Origin of the sequence: Sphingobacterium griseoflavum (assembly GCF_014653155.1) — a bacterium.
In the GTDB taxonomy this organism is placed as follows: Bacteria; Bacteroidota; Bacteroidia; order Sphingobacteriales; family Sphingobacteriaceae; genus Sphingobacterium; species Sphingobacterium griseoflavum.
Window position 1 is genome coordinate 182,105 of sequence record NZ_BNAF01000007.1, and the last position, 17,032, is coordinate 199,136.

General features: G+C 44.8%; 13 protein-coding genes. 7 read left to right on the forward strand and 6 right to left on the reverse strand.

The features are described from left to right. Nucleotides 1-27 precede the first annotated feature (27 nt). Nucleotides 28-3,417 (reverse strand): UvrD-helicase domain-containing protein, encoded by a 3,390-nt coding sequence (locus IE165_RS10810; RefSeq protein WP_189626635.1) that lies wholly within the window; start codon nt 3,415-3,417, stop codon nt 28-30. A gap of 259 nt (nt 3,418-3,676) precedes the next feature. Here IE165_RS10810 and IE165_RS10815 point away from each other — a divergent pair, with 259 nt between their 5' ends. Both IE165_RS10815 and rimM read left to right on the forward strand, forming a co-directional pair. Continuing rightward, on the forward strand, nt 3,677-4,207 hold the full coding sequence (locus IE165_RS10815; protein WP_189626636.1) for a 30S ribosomal protein S16: 531 nt from the start codon (nt 3,677-3,679) through the stop codon (nt 4,205-4,207). Between the two features lie 77 nt (nt 4,208-4,284). Beyond that, the gene (gene rimM, locus IE165_RS10820) at nt 4,285-4,818 is read left to right on the forward strand and encodes a ribosome maturation factor RimM (RefSeq protein ID WP_189626637.1); all 534 of its coding nucleotides are present in this window, start codon (nt 4,285-4,287) and stop codon (nt 4,816-4,818) included. Nucleotides 4,819-4,907: 89 nt separating this feature from the next. Here rimM and IE165_RS10825 read toward each other — a convergent pair whose 3' ends face one another. Beyond that, nucleotides 4,908-6,578 carry a glutamine--tRNA ligase/YqeY domain fusion protein gene (locus IE165_RS10825; protein WP_189626638.1) on the reverse strand — a complete coding sequence of 557 codons (1,671 nt, stop codon included), beginning with the start codon at nt 6,576-6,578 and terminating at the stop codon, nt 4,908-4,910. 233 nt (nt 6,579-6,811) lie between these two features. Between IE165_RS10825 and IE165_RS10830 the strand changes: the two genes are divergently transcribed. Continuing rightward, the gene (locus tag IE165_RS10830; protein WP_189626639.1) at nt 6,812-8,086 is read left to right on the forward strand and encodes a hypothetical protein; all 1,275 of its coding nucleotides are present in this window, start codon (nt 6,812-6,814) and stop codon (nt 8,084-8,086) included. A gap of 36 nt (nt 8,087-8,122) precedes the next feature. Here IE165_RS10830 and IE165_RS10835 read toward each other — a convergent pair whose 3' ends face one another. The 3 genes from IE165_RS10835 to IE165_RS10845 form a co-directional block, all read right to left on the reverse strand. After that, the gene (locus IE165_RS10835; RefSeq protein WP_189626640.1) at nt 8,123-8,770 is read right to left on the reverse strand and encodes a carbonic anhydrase; all 648 of its coding nucleotides are present in this window, start codon (nt 8,768-8,770) and stop codon (nt 8,123-8,125) included. 51 nt (nt 8,771-8,821) lie between these two features. Beyond that, nucleotides 8,822-10,375, reverse strand: coding sequence for a SulP family inorganic anion transporter (locus IE165_RS10840; RefSeq protein ID WP_189626641.1), 1,554 nt, complete (start codon nt 10,373-10,375; stop codon nt 8,822-8,824). A gap of 108 nt (nt 10,376-10,483) precedes the next feature. Then, nucleotides 10,484-10,849 (reverse strand): hypothetical protein, encoded by a 366-nt coding sequence (locus IE165_RS10845; RefSeq protein ID WP_189626642.1) that lies wholly within the window; start codon nt 10,847-10,849, stop codon nt 10,484-10,486. Between the two features lie 139 nt (nt 10,850-10,988). Between IE165_RS10845 and IE165_RS10850 the strand changes: the two genes are divergently transcribed. The 3 genes from IE165_RS10850 to IE165_RS10860 all read left to right on the forward strand — a co-directional run bounded on the left by IE165_RS10850 (nt 10,989) and on the right by IE165_RS10860 (nt 14,306). Beyond that, a complete protein-coding gene (locus IE165_RS10850) occupies nt 10,989-12,539 on the forward strand; it encodes a helicase HerA-like domain-containing protein (RefSeq protein WP_189626643.1) in 1,551 nt (516 codons plus the stop codon). Between the two features lie 57 nt (nt 12,540-12,596). Next, nucleotides 12,597-13,511: a nucleotidyltransferase family protein gene (locus IE165_RS10855; RefSeq protein WP_189626741.1), complete on the forward strand. Its 915-nt coding sequence runs from the start codon at nt 12,597-12,599 to the stop codon at nt 13,509-13,511. Between the two features lie 81 nt (nt 13,512-13,592). Then, nucleotides 13,593-14,306 (forward strand): TIGR02117 family protein, encoded by a 714-nt coding sequence (locus IE165_RS10860; RefSeq protein ID WP_229826509.1) that lies wholly within the window; start codon nt 13,593-13,595, stop codon nt 14,304-14,306. Between the two features lie 42 nt (nt 14,307-14,348). Here IE165_RS10860 and dnaK read toward each other — a convergent pair whose 3' ends face one another. Further along, complete coding sequence (dnaK, locus tag IE165_RS10865; RefSeq protein ID WP_189626644.1) at nt 14,349-16,256, reverse strand: molecular chaperone DnaK; 1,908 nt, start codon at nt 16,254-16,256, stop codon at nt 14,349-14,351. 224 nt (nt 16,257-16,480) lie between these two features. On the opposite strand from dnaK, the gene IE165_RS10870 reads away from it, so the two are divergent. Beyond that, nucleotides 16,481-17,032, forward strand: coding sequence for a thioredoxin family protein (locus IE165_RS10870; protein WP_189626645.1), 552 nt, complete (start codon nt 16,481-16,483; stop codon nt 17,030-17,032).

Genomic DNA, 17,032 nt, shown 5'->3' on the forward strand with positions numbered 1-17,032 from the left:
GTTGATTGTTGCACATGTCACATAAACTTAGATGACTTCGACGAGTTCGTTGGTCTTGGCATAATAAAGGTAGCCGCGCACCTGCCGGTAGCCAAGGTTGATCAAGGCTTTTTTGTAATGGTCTACTTGCCATTGATGCTCGGCGTAGTCTCCTTTTGTAAATTTAAAGTCCAGAACGATCGTTTCATCAGGGCTGGTGAACACTTTATCGGGACGGATGGTTTCTCCGCTTTCTAAAATGATACTCGCTTCATTCCAAGTCTTATACGAGCCGGTGAGCCATTGGTGTATTTGTGGATGATGCCAAATGCGATGGATCTCCTCCAGTAAAAGCGGACGATCCCCAGTCGTAAGGATACCTTCTTGAATATAGCGATCTATCATCGGTATGATACCCCGTTCTTCGGAGACCTCCGAAATTATTTCGTGCGCAAGGATACCATACTGCGCAGCTTTCTCCAGCATTAATATGTCGTTTACATGCCGTTTGGTCGACCTCTCGAACGCTTTTTCTAGTTCATGGGATATAGGATAGCTCGTGAGAGCAATGTGTCGTTGGTTAGAAGAAGCGTGGTCCGATAAGTCGTTTTGATAACGGTCCGGTGCAACGGAAAGTGGGGGATCGGCATCAATCAGAAGATGGTCGTTAGCAAACGGAAAAGGTGCATCGTCAGCCTTTAAACTTTTAAACAGCAGGTCGCTGATGTATTCATTTTTGATATCCATGTGGATGGCACCACTCTTCTTATCCTCAACTTCCTTGAAAGATGGTGCAAGGATATATAGATGTTGAATGGCACGCGTGGTGGCCACATAAAGCGTGTTCAGAGCATCCATGTAATTAAAGAGCATTTCTTCAAAATACTGCTTGTAGAAAATGGATCTGCCAACACTGCTGTTATATTTGATAGGAATCTTGCCTAAGCTATGGAAGGGTGTTTCCGCGGTATCTATCCAAAAGTCGCCATTTAGCTTACCGTCCAGATCCCAAGAACAGAAAGGAAGGATAACCACTTCATAGGCCAAACCTTTGGATTTGTGGATCGTGGTTACCTCGATCGCATCTACCTTGCCATTAAACGGTAAAGACGCCATTTGGCCATCTTCTTCCCAATATTGCAAAAACTGGGTGATACCGCGCTCGCCATTGGCCGAAAAATTGGATACCATATCTTTGAATGCCAAGATGTAGGGTAGATGAATGTTCCCTTCTTCGTGTAGGCCAAATATTTCGATGAGCTGTTCGACCAGATGCACCAATGGTGACTGCTGTAACAACGGCCACTGGTCTATAAGTTTTGTCGGTAAAATTGCGCGCAACGCCTGAAGATCGTTTTGCTTAAATGCCATCCAATAGGCGGCATCGAATGGCTTTTGGCTTTTGATCAATTGGTAGAGATGGGCCATCTTCGCGCGATAGATGGTATGTTTATCGGAACTGTAAACAAGAGCTTTTAACGTTTCTAACAGTAATAAGATCGCGTCATTAGCGGCCAATGATAGCGCATCCCCCGAGATAACCTCAAACGTGGCGTCTGTTTGGTTTTTATAGTCCATCAACCTTTCTATGACAAGTCTTGCTTGCGCATTGCTGCGTACCAAGATACCGATCTGTTTGGGTTGATAGCGTTCCGTTTTTAACCAATTTCCTATCTTTTCACACATGAGCTTCAGCGCCGCCTCCACGACTTGATTTCTGCGCCAGCGGCCATCGCTAACAGGAAGGTATTGTATCTCTATGCTGCCTTGCTGATGTGATTCATGCAAGCGATGCTCCGGGATGTTTTGTTGGCTTTGCGCATAGGCTTTTATAAGCATGTCACTGTTGCCTGATGCCAACCACCATGCCTTCGCTTCCATATCGCTTTCCAAACTTTCTTCGACTTTTTGGTTAAGCACTTCCTGCAGCATTTTTGGCAAGATTTCAAACAGATGGTTGTTCAAACGGATAATATTCGGATAACTTCGAAAATTGATCGCCAGCGATCCGTTTTCAATGAATTGCGCCTTTTGCGCTGCCGAAAGGTGGAAGGCTGTGGCAACCTGCTGCTCTACTTGCTGCAGCAAGATACGCCAATCGCCGTTTCGCCAACGGTAGATACTCTGCTTCACATCGCCCACAACCAAGTGTTCGCTGACCTTTTGCTGTGCATTGCCCAACGCATTGATCAGCAAAGGGCTGTAATTTTTCCACTGGATACGCGAGGTGTCCTGAAATTCGTCAAACAAAAAATAACGGTACCGATTGCCTATCTTTTCCCATATGAAAGTTGGATCATTTTGAGCGTCTAAACCCAAACGGTTCAGTAATATCTGCGAGTCAGATATAAGCTGGGCTGCATTTTCTTTTCGCCAGAGACGCAAAAGATCACTCATCTCCTTTAGCAGCCTAAGGAAGTAGAGGTTGTTTGCCACCGCCTGATACGCGATAAAGGTCGGGAAGAGGCTATACAATTCTTCTATTTGTTTCAGAATCGGTAAGAGCGCCGCACGGACGTCTTCACGATGGCTCTTGTCGGCCATCGTGAAGGCGTCGTCGTTGTTCGGCAAGTCGAGGTATTTGTCGAAAACTTTTTGTAACGAGCTGGGTGTTTCTTTGTGGATCTTCGGATTGATTTTACTGGCCGAAAACAGTTTGTTGCGTGATTTCCCCTTGAGCTCCTCTGCCGATAGCTGAAAGCTTTGAAAGGTTTGTGCAAATGTTTGGATGCTTGTGCTTAAGCTATCCAAAAAAAGATCGGTTTTCGATTGGATCTCCTTATTGAGCAGACTGAAGAGTTCATGTGGGTTGGCAACGCTGAGGTGTGCATCAAATTCTTGGAAATTTTCTGTGAAGATAAGCCCTGCTAGACTAAGAAGCTGCTGTCGGTAGTTCCAGTTTTCATTGTTGGCAATCTTCTTGTCGGCATAATCCATGATCCAAGCCAGTAGGTCGGGTCTATCGTCGAGCAACTGGTTGAGCATGATAGAAAGATCCTGTTTAACCTTTGCCGTATTCATTTCAATCTTATAGGCAGCGTCTAGGTTGAGCTCGTAAGTGAAGCTACGGATCACTTTTTGCGAAAATCCATCAATGGTGCTGATCGTAAAATGACCATAGTTGTGCAAGATCTTGCGGTATACGCGATGTGCTTTTTCTTGCAGCTGTTGAGCGTTCCAGCTGAAAGATTGCTGCAGCAGCAGTTGTCGAAAATCATCAATCTTACTGCTTTGATCGCCCAAGGCAAGCGCCTGCAGCACCGTTAGAATACGTTCTTTCATTTCAGCGGTCGCCTTGTTTGTGAAGGTCACAGCTAAGATTTCCCTATAGCTGTTTTCATTGGACAGCAGCAGGGTGATGTAATGCAGGGTTAAGCTGAAAGTCTTTCCAGACCCTGCCGACGCCTTTAATATTTTTAATGGGGCAACAGCAATCATGCTATGAAGGTAAGAAGTTAAGACTGGATTGTGAAGGGGGCAGCTGTCAAAGTTGTTCGACAATTCTCCACATGACTATGAATCGGGCTGAAAATAAGGCCTTATTGGAAGGCTAAGTAGGTCGGATGTATCTTTTTGGAGCAATGCGATTTTCAGCACACTCTTTTTACTTTTTAATTTTCACATTTTAATTATTATCTTTGCATCCCCTCTTGCATGAAGCACGGGGGATATGTTGAATACATAACACAAATAAAACATGGCAACTAAAATCAGATTGCAAAGACACGGTAAAAAAGGAAAGCCTTTTTACCACGTAGTAGTAGCCGATTCACGTGCTCCACGTGATGGTAAATTCATCGAGCGTATTGGCTCTTACAACCCGAACACAAACCCTGCAACCATCATTTTGGATTTTGACAAGGCGTTGGATTGGGTAAACAAAGGAGCACAGCCTACGGATACGGCGCGTACGATTCTTTCTGCCAAAGGTGTACTTTACAAAAAACACTTACAAGGTGGTGTTAAAAAAGGTGCATTTGACGATGCTAAAGCGGAAGAGCTATTTGCAACATGGTCGGAAGGAAACGATGCAAAAGTTGAAGGTAAAAAATCAAGCTTAGCGCAAACTAAAGACGATGCTAAGAAAGCTGCTTTAGCTGCTGAAGCGAAGAAAAATGCGGACAAAGCAGCAGCGGTAGCGGCGAAAAATGCCCCTGTTGCTGAAGAAGCGCCAGCTGCTGAGGAAGCAGAAACGGAAGCGCCTGCAGAAGAAGAAACTGAAGGATAATTTTGTATTCATACAGATTCAAAAAAGCCGAACCCTTAGGATTCGGCTTTTTATTTTTTTTTAGTAGTTAGTAGATCATGGAATTGAAAGAGGCTTTTTATATAGGATATATCACCAAAACGCGCGGATTGAAGGGTGAGTTACAGTTGTATTTCGAATTTGAGGATTACATGGATCTCGAGTTTGATGTGCTATTTTTGGAAATAAACAAAAAGTTGGTTCCCTACTTTGTAGATACCATCAAACTACAGAAAAATAGTACCGCGTACCTCAATCTAGAAGATGTTGACCATATCGATAAGGCGCAGCCCTTAGTGAAGAAAAAAGCATATCTGCCACTTGATAAAATGCCGGAGCGTGATCCCGAAGATTTCAGATATTCCGACTTGATTGGCTTTTTGGTAATCGATGAAGAAGAAGGGGAGATTGGTGAGATCACCCATGTGCAGGAGCTTCCTCAGCAATTTATGGCGACGGTAGATTTCAACGGACAGGAACTGTTGTTTCCCCTGAATGACGACCTGATCCTCGGAATCGATGCCGAAGCGAAAATTATCGAAGTAGATTTGCCTGAAGGGTTGGTAGATCTATACCGGGAGACCAAGGAATAGCGGTTAATTTATGCTTAGTAACAAAAAGGCTAGATTCTTTCCGCCTTTGCGGATGAATCTAGCCTTCCTTTTTTATTAAGTATCCTGTTTTAGCCCTTCTTAACCTCTTTTGCCCAAGAGTCTTTCAAAGTCACTGTTCTGTTGAATACTAAATTGTCGGTAGTCGACTTGCTGTCCAAGGTGAAATAACCAAGACGGATAAATTGATAGCCTTTTTTTGGCGTGGCTTCCATCAAATCTGGCTCAATATAAGCCTTTTCGATAATCGTTAAACTATTTGGATTGATCGATTGCTTGAAGTCTTCAGCTGCAGCAGGATTTTCATCATTGAACAAACGATCGTATAAACGTACTTCTGCCTCTTTGGCATGTTCCACAGATACCCAATGGATCGTCCCCTTTACCTTCAAGCCGGATGTGTCTTCGCCTGATTTGGAATTGGGAGCATAGGTACAGTAAATCTCGATTACCTTACCATTTTCATCCTTCACAAAGTCGTTGCAGGTCACGATATAGGCGTGTTTCAACCGTACGGAAAGACCCGGACCCAATCGGAAAAATTTCTTTGGCGGCTCTTCCATAAAGTCATCACGCTCTATCCAAAGCTCTTTGCTGAATGGGATAACACGTGTGCCTTCGCCACCTTCCACTTCTGGATTATTCTCCCCGATAAGTTCTTCAACATGATCGTTGGGGTAATTCGTGATCACCATTTTGATCGGATCAAGAACGGCCATACGCCGCCAAGCGGAGTGGTTTAGGTCCTCGCGAATACAAAATTCCAGCAGACTGACATCAATCATGTTTTCACGTTTCTGCACGCCGATGCGATCGCAGAAATTACGGATAGACGCGGGCGTGTAGCCACGTCTTCTCAAGCCCGAAATAGTCGGCATGCGTGGGTCGTCCCAGCTTTCTACATACTTCTCGTTCACCAATTGCAGCAGCTTACGCTTACTCATGACCGTGTAAGAGAGGTTCAAACGTGCAAATTCATACTGCTTGGAGGGGAAAATTTCCAGTTTATTGATACACCAATCGTATAAGGGGCGGTGCGGAATAAATTCGAGTGTACAGATGGAATGGGTTATTTGCTCGATCGAATCAGACTGTCCGTGCGCGAAATCATACATCGGGTAGATGCACCAAGCGTCGCCCGTGCGGTGGTGATGTGCATGTTTTATCCGGTACAACAGCGGATCCCGTAGATGCATGTTAGGATTCGCCAAATCAATCTTTGCACGCAAAACTTTCTCCCCGTCCCTATACTTACCTTCACGCATTTCTTGAAAGAGCTGAAGGTTCTCTTCTATAGATCGGTCGCGGTAAGGGGTTGGTACACCCGGTTCTGTTGGAGTGCCTTTTGCTGCGGCAATTTCTTCGGCTGTACTATCATCGACGTATGCAAGATCTTTTTTGATAAGATCCACGGCAAAATTATACAGCGTCTCGAAGTAATCAGATGTGTAAAGTTCTTGGGCCCATTGAAACCCCAACCACTGTATATCTTTTTTAATACTCTCTACATACGCTGTATCCTCCGTAACAGGGTTCGTGTCATCGAAACGAAGATTGGTTTTGCCTTGGTATCGCTCGGCCAAGCCAAAATTTAAACAAATAGATTTGGCGTGTCCGATGTGGAGGTATCCGTTCGGCTCGGGCGGAAAGCGGGTCAGAACACGCCCTCCATGCTTGCCGTTATGGAGATCATCTTCAATAATCTCCTCGATAAAATTCAGTGGTTTTTCGTCGTTCAACATACTGCAAAGTTAAAGATTAATACCTGATTTATAGCGCCACTTAGCTAAAATTATATGCTTTCTGAAGGCGGCTAAAAATGTTGTTGCCCACTTATAATATCTGCTTTCGCGATCTGAAATAGAACGTGACCTACGCTACACGCATGGTCTAACCGAATTTTAACAGATCTTACGCGGAATAGCTATTTATAATATGTATTTTTAACGATTTAGACGGTCTATCTGCTCATACAATGAAATATGCATACGCTTTACTTCTTCTTGTCCTCGTTTCTGCGCAACAAAGTGTAGCGCAAAAAATAAAGAAGCCGCAAGTTTTGGTTTATGGATCTGATATTATGGCCTATACAGCGGCAATCCAAAGCGCGCTATCTGGGGTACCCACGTTATGGGTGGCCGATACAGATACTTTAGTGCCCGAGTTTTCACGGCATGCTGTCCGCATCGATGAACCGCAAGGCCTCGATGGCGGTATATGGTTGCATGTGCTCATGGATATGGCTTTGTCGAAAAGTCCAAATGATTCGTTGGCACAATCGGTAAAAGAAAATATGAACCCACGGCTGTTCTTGAATGCTATTGAACGGGATTTGGCGAAACATAAAGATCTGTTGGTATTGCGGGGCCAGCGTGTCGATGCGCTGAAACCGGATGGAAAGAATTGGCAGGTCGTGCTTGCGAATAAACAACGGTTCCAAGTCCGCGCCGTATTGGATTTGTCAGACGGACAGCAACTTGCCGCCATGTTACCGACCGAAACTATATCTAGGACGCTTGACACGGTAGGCACGCAACATCTTTCTTTGCAAACTGTTCGCACGTTGGTGCTTTCGGGATCGGTGGGTCAGAGCGCTGTCGCGATCACCTTGCCACAGCTTTTGCAAACCGAGTATGAGGGGTTCTTTTCCAAAAAATCTTTACAGCCGTTGGTAGCCGGTGCATCAAAAAATGTGGGTTTGTGTGCTGCGCTAGGGCAGGCGATGGGAGCTGCAGCAGCCTATGTTGCATTTTTTAAAACGTCAACGGATAAAATTGATGTCCGTAAACTGCAAACCGAGTTAATGACCTATGGCATGCGTATTATTTCCTATCAGGATATACCCATAGATGATGCGCATTTCTATGCGATACAACGTTTTGGTCTATCCGGTATTATTTTGCCAGAATACCGAGATGGCCGACTATTTTTTGGGAAAGATGAGCGCATTGGCTTTGGCCATATCCAGCCAATATTCCATCGCTTATTCTCGCGTAGCCAGTTGTGGTTTGCAGATCATAAAGGGGATTACCTCACGTGGAACGATCTTTTATCGTTGCTACGTTTTGTGGGGCTGCGTGGTGAGGAAGTGGATCGCCAAATTGAAAAGGAATGGTCTACAAAACTAGGATTTACCGGAGTTTTCGATCGATCAGCCTATGTTACCCGTTATCAATTCGCTGTTGTACTCGATCTGTATGCTAGTCCATACGTCAAAGCGGTAACTCAGGAAGGGATATTTATCCATTAAAATGCGCAGCCGCAAATGCAGCTGCGCGTAAATTAATTATTGAAAGGCAAATACATTGCCCAAGGACTCGTTTCCATACATGGAGTTCTCTAAACTGATAAGTTCTCCGGTACCAATATTGATGACCATGCCATGCACAGCTAAATCTTGTCCGTTTTTCCAAGCATTCTGTACAATGGATGTTGTACTCAAATTAAATACCTGCTCTTTTACGTTCAATTCGATAAGGCGATTAACTTTTTCCTCTTCATCTGCTATGGCATCTATTTCTTTTGCATGCAACCGATAAACATCCTTGATGTGGCAAAGCCAGTTATCGATGATTCCAAATTGCTTGCGGCTTAAAGAAGCTGCGACACCCCCGCATCCGTAATGACCCGCCACAACAATATGTTTTACCTTTAGTACATTTACAGCATAGTCCAGTACAGATAACATACTCATGTCGGAGTGGACACACATGTTCGCAATATTGCGGTGTACGAATACTTCGCCGGGCTTTCTTCCGGTGATTTCGTTGGCTGGGACCCGGCTGTCTGCACAGCCAATCCATAATATCTCCGGGTTTTGACCCTTCGCCAGCTGTTCGAAACGACCTGTCGTGTCCTTTGCTACAAAATCTATCCAGCCTTTGTTGCCATCTAATATGCGCTGGAAACCTGTTTCTAATTCTTTATTTCCCATGTTTTGTTAATTAAGGTGGTTGACATGGTCGCCAACCAAGTTAATAGTTTACTAATTTGTTTTCAATTGTTGTTTTTTGTACGTAATGGCATGCAGTTGTATAGCGATTCCTTTACTGACGGCATGGAGCTCAAAATCTTTTAAAACATCAATAACGTCCTTATCAATAAATCTGCTCTGTTCGCCATCTATACGGATACGATACACATTTTTCGGCAAGCTATACAACTGTTGTTGTATAGGCACTTTATTTAAAAAAGAAACTTCCTCCGCCAATGTCATAATAACAGTTTTTTCACCATTTTGTTCACTGATTTCGAGCTGAAAAGCATTTTGCATGTTTGCCCGGATAATGTAAAATATGGCAACCAAAATTCCAATTCCTACGCCTAAAAGAAGGTCGGTAAACACAATCGCCGTCACGGTAACCGCAAACGGAACAAACTGATCCAAGCCTTTTCTGAACATATGTCTAAATAAAACGGGATTAGCAAGTTTGTAGCCGGTGTGCAATAATATCGCTGCCAAAGAGGATAGCGGAATCAAATTTATAACGGTCGGAATCGCCAGCAGGGCAATCAAAAGCCAGATGCCGTGCAACATGGCCGACCGCTTTGTTCGTCCACCCGCTTGCACGTTCGCAGAGGAGCGGACAATAACAGATGTCAACGGTAACCCGCCGAGTAACCCACTGGCCATATTGCCGATACCTTGCGCCATAAGCTCTCGATTGGTGGGTGTGTTGCGCTTGAGTGGGTCTAGCTTGTCTACGGCCTCTATGCTTATCAAAGTTTCCAAACTGGCAATTATCGCAATCGTAATGGCAACAATCCACATATCCTTATTCAGGACCTGTGTGAAATCAGGGAATATGAATAAGCCGGTAAACTCCTGAAAGGAACTTACTACCGGTATGGCCACATAGTGCTGCGCCGTAAGCTTCATGCTGTTTCCTCGAAAAAGAAAGGCTGCAAGTACCCCCAGCAGAACGACCAAAAGCGGTGCCGGGATTTTGTTTAATCCCTTGACCTTTGGCCAATAGATTAGTATGCTAAGCGAAAGAAAGCAGATCAATGTTGCACCCCAATTTACGGCGGGTAGCATGGTGTCTTTAAAAGCCGCAATCCCGCCGCCGTTATCGATTTCAAAAGCGTGCGACTCGGTCATGCCAAACGCTAGCGGAATTTGTTTGAGAATGATCGTGATACCAATGGCAGCAAGCATTCCTAAGATAACAGCGGATGGGAAATAGTTTCCGATTATTCCGGCCCGCAACACGCCAAGGATCAACTGCAGAGCACCGGCGATCACTACGGCTAGCAAGAAGGTCTCGTAGGCCCCTAGTTTTTCGATCGCACTAAGTACAATGACGGTCAGTCCCGCTGCGGGACCGCTAACACTGAGCGGGGATTTACTGATGGCTGCCACCACTAAGCCGCCAACTACGCCTGTCAGAATGCCAGCAAACAATGGTGCGCCTGATGCCATTGCTATTCCCAGACACAATGGTAGTGCAACAAGGAACACCACTACACTGGATGGGAAATCATATTTTAAGTCTCTTTTCGTCAGCTTTAGAAAAGCAGACATACGCGTTCCAAACATAAGGTTTAACTTAACTCTACTCCGTTATTTCATGAATTTTACAGTATAAAAGCCGAAACGTATGATTGACGCTCGGTAGGCCATAGACAGCCAAAATGCGATGTAGCGTTAAGCGTTAGGAGGCGGTGTGGGGACGTTGGCATGGAAAGCTTGAATCAACTTTTCATTTTTCAGATAGTGTTTTTGCTTACCGTTGTTTTCAACCAGGGGGTAGAAAAACAAATGATCCGACATCATAGTATTAAAAAACTTGGAATTGGATTCGTGAAGATCTTCGCCAAAACTGCCCGCCTTGGACGTATTCTCCATCTCTAATTGCAAGACGACTTGTAGCACCGTACCACGATCCAACACATTTACAAATACCGGCGTTGCTGCGATCAGCATCTTCAAAAAGAAGACGACTAGGCAGTACTTTGCAGCGCTCGTATGCGTGATCTTGTTCAACACGATAAATACTTTTGTCTCTATCAAAAATACAAATTTACTTCGGAAAAGAAACGATAGGCATGATTTAATTTTTTTTGTTAAATTTTGATATAAAGCTATCTTTAGGTAAAGATTTATTACGTGATGCGGTGTGCGTGGCTCGTCGTATCAACATGATGATTATATGGAAGATATCAAAAAAGTGTTCACGGACGCAATAACTGCCTCTTATCGTCCGAAAGGAGCATCTATACAGCTTGGAGCTGGTATTTTGAGTGGCGAGGTGCTCCGTGATGCAAAGGTTAGCCTAGCATTGAAGATGATGAACAGGCATGGTTTGATTGCGGGTGCTACTGGAACCGGAAAGACCCGAACGCTTCAGTTGATAGCCGAGCAGTTGTCGGATGCGGGCGTTCCGGTGTTTATGCTCGATGTGAAGGGCGATCTATCGGGCCTTATTGAGTCGGGTAAGGCGAACGAAGCGCTGATCGAAAGGGGTGAGCTAGTTGGGGTTCCCTTTGAAGCGACTGGTTTTCCGGTCGAACTCTTCTCGCTGAGTGGAAAATTGGGTGTCCCGATGCGCATCACGGTGGAAGATTTCGGCCCGGTAATGCTGGCTCGTGTCCTAGGTCTTAACGAAACGCAGGCAGGCGTATTGGCTGCTATTTTTAAGTTTACGGCGGATCAACAATGGCCACTGATAGATCTTAATGATCTAAAGAAGTTGCTAAGCTACTTGAGCGAAGGGCCTGGAGCAGCAGAAATCAAAGACGATTACGGTAAAATAAGCACAGCGACATCAGGGACAATCTTGCGGAAGATCGTGGCTGCAGAGCAACAGGGGATAGCGCATATTTTTGGCGAAAAGGAATTTGAGATCGCTGATTTTTTCCAACGGGTCGACGGCCGAGGTGTAATCAATCTATTGAATATTGCCGATATACAAGATCAACCGTTGCTATATTCTACATTTTTGCTGAGCCTGCTGGCCCAGCTCTTTAAGCAGTTGCCTGAAGTTGGCGATCTGGAAAAGCCCAAGTTGGTGTTCTTTTTTGACGAAGCCCATCTTTTGTTTAATGGGGCTTCCAAGGCATTCTTATCGCAGGTGGAACAGATCGTTCGATTAATTCGTTCCAAGGGCGTAGGCGTGTTTTTCTGCACGCAGGCGGCTTCTGATATTCCCGAATCAGTGCTGGGGCAATTAGGGAACCGTATCCAGCACGCTTTGCGTGCCTTTACACCCAATGATGCCGAAAACTTGCGGAAGACGGTAAAAACCTATCCGCGATCGAGGTTTTATGAAATCGATAGCATATTAACGTCGTTGGGAACGGGGCAAGCCTTGGTTACTGTACTAAATGATAAAGGTATCCCAACAGAGGTGGTGGCGACACACCTGGTGGCCGCGCGTGCTGTAATGGGCCCTTGCAATGCGGATACCTATGCATCAACCGTCCGCAACTCGGAGCTGCTGGGAAAATATCAGGTGCCTGTAAATAGGCGTAGCGCGAGTGAGATCATTGACGAGAAAATGGCGCTTTTTCGTACGGAGGAACAGCAGCGCAAAACGCAAGGAACTGCGTCCAAAGCTACTCGTAGCGGCGGTGGAAACCGGCGGCAGACACCCCTGGAGGCAGCGCAGACGCAAGCGTCTCGCGCCTTGGCACGCGAAGGGGTAAAATTGATAGGGAAGATAGCGTCAGGCATCTTGGGAGCCATTTTCAAAAAGAAATAAATAATATGAGTATCTTTGTCAAGCTAAGATTGTAATCATGACTAAAAAAGATAAATGATGAATAAACCAACACTACTGATTCTTGCCGCGGGAATGGCAAGTCGATATGGATCATTGAAACAAATAGACTCGTTTGGCCCCCATGGAGAAACCATTATCGACTATTCGATTTACGATGCCATCAAAGCTGGGTTTGGTAAGGTCGTCTTTATTATTCGGGAAGAATTTTTGGAGAAGATGCGCGAGGTATTCGATGAGAAGCTGCGTGGCAAGATTGAGGTCGATTATGCTTTTCAAAGCTATGACCTAACAAAATTCGGGATCGATCGTATCATTGAACGTAGTAAACCTTGGGGTACAGCCCATGCCGTGATGAGCGCGAGGGATAAGGTCAATGAACCATTCTGTGTAATTAATGCCGATGACTTCTATGGGACAGATGCATTCGTTAAAATGGCGCAGTTTTTAACGACCGATGTCGCCGACGACAAGATGGCACTGATGGGCTTTCAGGTCGGTAATACGATGTCCGACTACGGATATGTATCGCGTGGCGTTTGCGAGGTCGACGAAAACGGCCATATGAAGTCTGTAACGGAGCGAACCAATATTTACTATACGGATGATGATCAAGGAAACCGAAAAATTGTCTACGAGGAAAATGGTGTAAAACACGATCTGGATCCAAAGACACGTGTTTCGATGAATTTTTGGGGCTTCACACCCAAAATCTTTGATGTTGCAGCTGGAATGTTCCAAGATTTTGTAGCCTCTAACGCAGACAATCCAAAGTCCGAGTTTTTTATTCCTACCGTACCAGATTATATGGTAAAAAGAGGCATGGCCGACTTTAAGGTTATTCCTACCTCGTCGAAATGGTTTGGCGTGACCTACAAAGAAGATAAGGCCATGGTACAGCAGTCGATTTCTGCGTTGCTGGCTGAAGGAGCTTATCCGGAAAAGTTGTTTTAAGATAATATATTTGTCGAAAAGGCTGCCCCCAGCACGTAGGTTTGGGGGCAGCTTTTTTGCTTAGCGTATTAGGTATTCAGTATGGTGAACGAAAAAATAGTACAATTGATGGCTGTGATGGGATACATTATACTCGGATTAATGCTCTGTATTGCCCTGTACCTTTCTGCTGATTTTATGCTATCCCGTATCCCTGCCTCGCGCGCAGTGATGGGCTATGCCGAAGATGGCATCACGGTTTATGTGCTATCGAACGGTGTGCATACCGATATCGTTATGCCGGTTCGACAAGATAGCATGAAGTGGGACCTCGTTTTTCCTTTCGGGAATACAAAAGGCCGGGATACGGTGCAGAATTGGGTCGCCATCGGGTGGGGAGATAAAGGGTTTTATCTAAATACGCCGGAATGGAAGGATTTGAAACTGAAAACGGCCCTGGTTGCTGGTTTAGGGATTGGGGAGACCGCTCTACACGTGACCTATTACAAGGCGATGTCGGAAAATCAGCTTTGCCGCCGGACACAGGTAACCCCAGCGCAATATCGCCGTCTTGTGTCATACGTGCTGGCTAGCCTGAAAACCAATGCACATGGGGAGGCTATACGGATAGAAACCAATGCGCAATACAATGAGGACGATGCTTTTTACGAAGCCAAAGGAGCGTATAGCCTTATTTTTTCATGCAACACCTGGACCAATAACGCGTTGAAGTATGCGAACATGCCCGCCGGTGTGTGGACTGTATTTGATGGTGGAATTCTTCAGTATTATCCATCACAAGAAAACCCGAAGTAATTATACTTCGGGCTTTACTATTTTACAAGAAGAATAGTTTCGTTATTTCACTTCTTCAAACTCTACATCTTGCACATCATCGCCGCCTTGCTTACCTCCTTGTGCTTGGTCAGCATCAGCACCTTGCGGTTGTGCACCACCTTGTTGTGAAGCGGCATACATCTCCTCCGATGCGGCATTCCAAGCAGTCTGCAATTCAGCAGATGCGGTGTCGATGTCTGCGAAATTACGCGCTGCATAAGCTGCCTTTAGTTTTTCGAGTCCAGCTTCAATAGGAGCTTTCTTGTCTGCAGAGATTTTGTCTCCGTATTCTTTCAATTGTTTTTCCGTAGAAAATACAAGGGCGTCGGCCGCATTGATTTTGTCGGCTTCTTCCTTGACTTTTTTATCGGATTCAGCATTCGCTTCCGCTTCTTGCTTCATTTTTTGGATCTCTTCATCGGATAAACCAGAAGAAGCTTCAATACGGATATTTTGCTCTTTGCCGGTTGCTTTATCCTTTGCAGATACTTTGATAATACCGTTGGCATCGATATCAAAGGTTACTTCAATCTGGGGCACTCCGCGTGGTGCTGCAGGAATTCCGTCTAGATGGAAGCGACCGATTGTACGGTTTTGCGAAGCCATTGGACGTTCTCCTTGTAGAATATGGATCTCCACCGACGGCTGACTGTCAGATGCTGTAGAGAACACTTCCGATTTCTTGGTCGGAATGGTCGTGTTGGATTCGATCAACTTCGTCATCACGCCACCCATAGTCTCGATACCTAAAGAAAGCGGTGTAACATCCAATAGCAATACATCTTTCACTTCACCAGTCAGTACACCACCTTGGATCGCAGCTCCTAATGCAACAACTTCGTCAGGGTTAACGCCTTTCGAAGGCTCCTTTCCAAAGAAGCTTTTTACTGCTTCCACGATAGCTGGGATACGTGTAGAACCACCTACCAAGATAATTTCATCAATATCGCTAGTCGAGTAACCCGCATTCTTAAGTGCCGATTTACAAGGCTCAATCGTCCGTTTGATCAGATCAGACGCCAATGATTCGAATTTCGCGCGTGATAATGTGCGTACCAAGTGCTTAGGGCCGGTCGCATCAGCGGTGATATACGGTAGATTAATTTCAGTGGATGTCGTGCTTGACAATTCAATTTTTGCTTTTTCGGCTGCTTCTTTCAAACGTTGAAGCGCCATGGCATCTTTTTTCAAATCGAAACCACCGTTTTCATTCGCAAATTCTTCTGCCAACCAATTGATGATAACGTTATCAAAGTCATCGCCGCCCAAATGTGTGTCACCATCTGTAGATTTTACTTCAAATACGCCGTCGCCAAGCTCTAAAACAGATACGTCGTGTGTACCGCCACCACAGTCAAACACAACGATTTTCATGTCTTTATGTGCTTTGTCAAGGCCATATGCCAAGGCTGCAGCTGTAGGCTCGTTGATGATACGTTTTACGTTCAATCCGGCAATTTCACCAGCTTCTTTCGTCGCCTGGCGTTGTGCATCGTTAAAATAAGCAGGCACCGTAATAACGGCTTCGGTTACCTCTTGACCCAAAAAGTCTTCTGCTGTTTTCTTCATTTTCTGAAGAATCATGGCCGAGATTTCTTGAGGTGTATATTTACGGTCGTCAATTTCTACACGCGGGGTGTTGTTATCCCCTTTGACAACATTGTAGGGAACATGTTGTGATTCTTTTATAGACTCATCAAATGATAAACCCATAAAGCGTTTGATAGAATATACTGTTTTATGAGGGTTGGTGATTGCCTGACGCTTTGCAGGATCGCCAACTTTACGCTCGCCACCTTCTACAAAAGCAACAATGGATGGCGTCGTGCGCTTTCCCTCATTGTTTGCAATTACTACGGGCTCATTACCTTCCATCACAGCAACACAGGAGTTCGTAGTACCTAAGTCGATTCCAATAATTTTTGACATATCTCGTTTTGTTATTATTTTACAAATTTATTACCGGTAACTTCTTATCAACAGCTATGCCAACCTGCAAATCGTCATTAAAACATAATTTATGTCCATTTTTCTGTCGCTTCGCTCTGCCAAACTGTCATTTTCGTTAGTGCGTCGTCATATGTTGGCCGGATTCACCCATTTTTTTTATAACCGGGAATAAATTGCTACTTTCGTAAAGTAACAAAGATGACATGACTTTCCAGGAATACTTAGATTATTTCGAACAGATTTTAGCGTCTCCAGCGGAATACCCTCCTTATGATGACGTAGAATATTTCAATTATACAAAACTCAACTGGTCTCGTATGAACCGCTGGCTAAAACGTTTCGAGCCTTCAGCGGTGATGAAAAATCTTGTGGCCTCGATCACCGAACATCAGCATTGGATCGTTATCACGGAGCCCTGGTGTGGCGATGCGGCTCACTCGGTGGCTCAGCTTTACCAAATTGTTAAAAACAATCCCAATATTGATTTTGATATCCAACTGCGAGATACCCACCCTTTTCTTATCGACGATTACCTCACCAACGGCGGTAAATCCATACCTAAATTGATTATTCGGAATGACGTAGGGCATGATAAAGTGATTTGGGGTCCCAGGCCGCAGGCTCTACAGGCAATCTTCGAATCGATGAAAGCAGAAAGCAAAAGTTTCGAAGAGATAAAAGAGGTGCTGCAGAAATGGTATAACGAAGATAAAGGCATCGCTTTGCAAGATGAACTCATTGCCAAACTAACTTAA

Coding starts and splice junctions, on each gene's coding strand:
- IE165_RS10835 (WP_189626640.1), bottom strand. CDS start 8,770: ATGGGAAATAAAGAATTAGAAACAGGTTTCCAGCGCATATTAGATGGC.
- IE165_RS10850 (WP_189626643.1), top strand. CDS start 10,989: ATGGAAGATATCAAAAAAGTGTTCACGGACGCAATAACTGCCTCTTAT.
- rimM (WP_189626637.1), top strand. CDS start 4,285: ATGGAATTGAAAGAGGCTTTTTATATAGGATATATCACCAAAACGCGC.
- dnaK (WP_189626644.1), bottom strand. CDS start 16,256: ATGTCAAAAATTATTGGAATCGACTTAGGTACTACGAACTCCTGTGTT.
- IE165_RS10815 (WP_189626636.1), top strand. CDS start 3,677: ATGGCAACTAAAATCAGATTGCAAAGACACGGTAAAAAAGGAAAGCCT.
- IE165_RS10810 (WP_189626635.1), bottom strand. CDS start 3,417: ATGATTGCTGTTGCCCCATTAAAAATATTAAAGGCGTCGGCAGGGTCT.
- IE165_RS10860 (WP_229826509.1), top strand. CDS start 13,593: ATGGTGAACGAAAAAATAGTACAATTGATGGCTGTGATGGGATACATT.
- IE165_RS10870 (WP_189626645.1), top strand. CDS start 16,481: ATGACTTTCCAGGAATACTTAGATTATTTCGAACAGATTTTAGCGTCT.
- IE165_RS10825 (WP_189626638.1), bottom strand. CDS start 6,578: ATGTTGAACGACGAAAAACCACTGAATTTTATCGAGGAGATTATTGAA.
- IE165_RS10855 (WP_189626741.1), top strand. CDS start 12,597: ATGAATAAACCAACACTACTGATTCTTGCCGCGGGAATGGCAAGTCGA.
- IE165_RS10830 (WP_189626639.1), top strand. CDS start 6,812: ATGAAATATGCATACGCTTTACTTCTTCTTGTCCTCGTTTCTGCGCAA.
- IE165_RS10840 (WP_189626641.1), bottom strand. CDS start 10,375: ATGTTTGGAACGCGTATGTCTGCTTTTCTAAAGCTGACGAAAAGAGAC.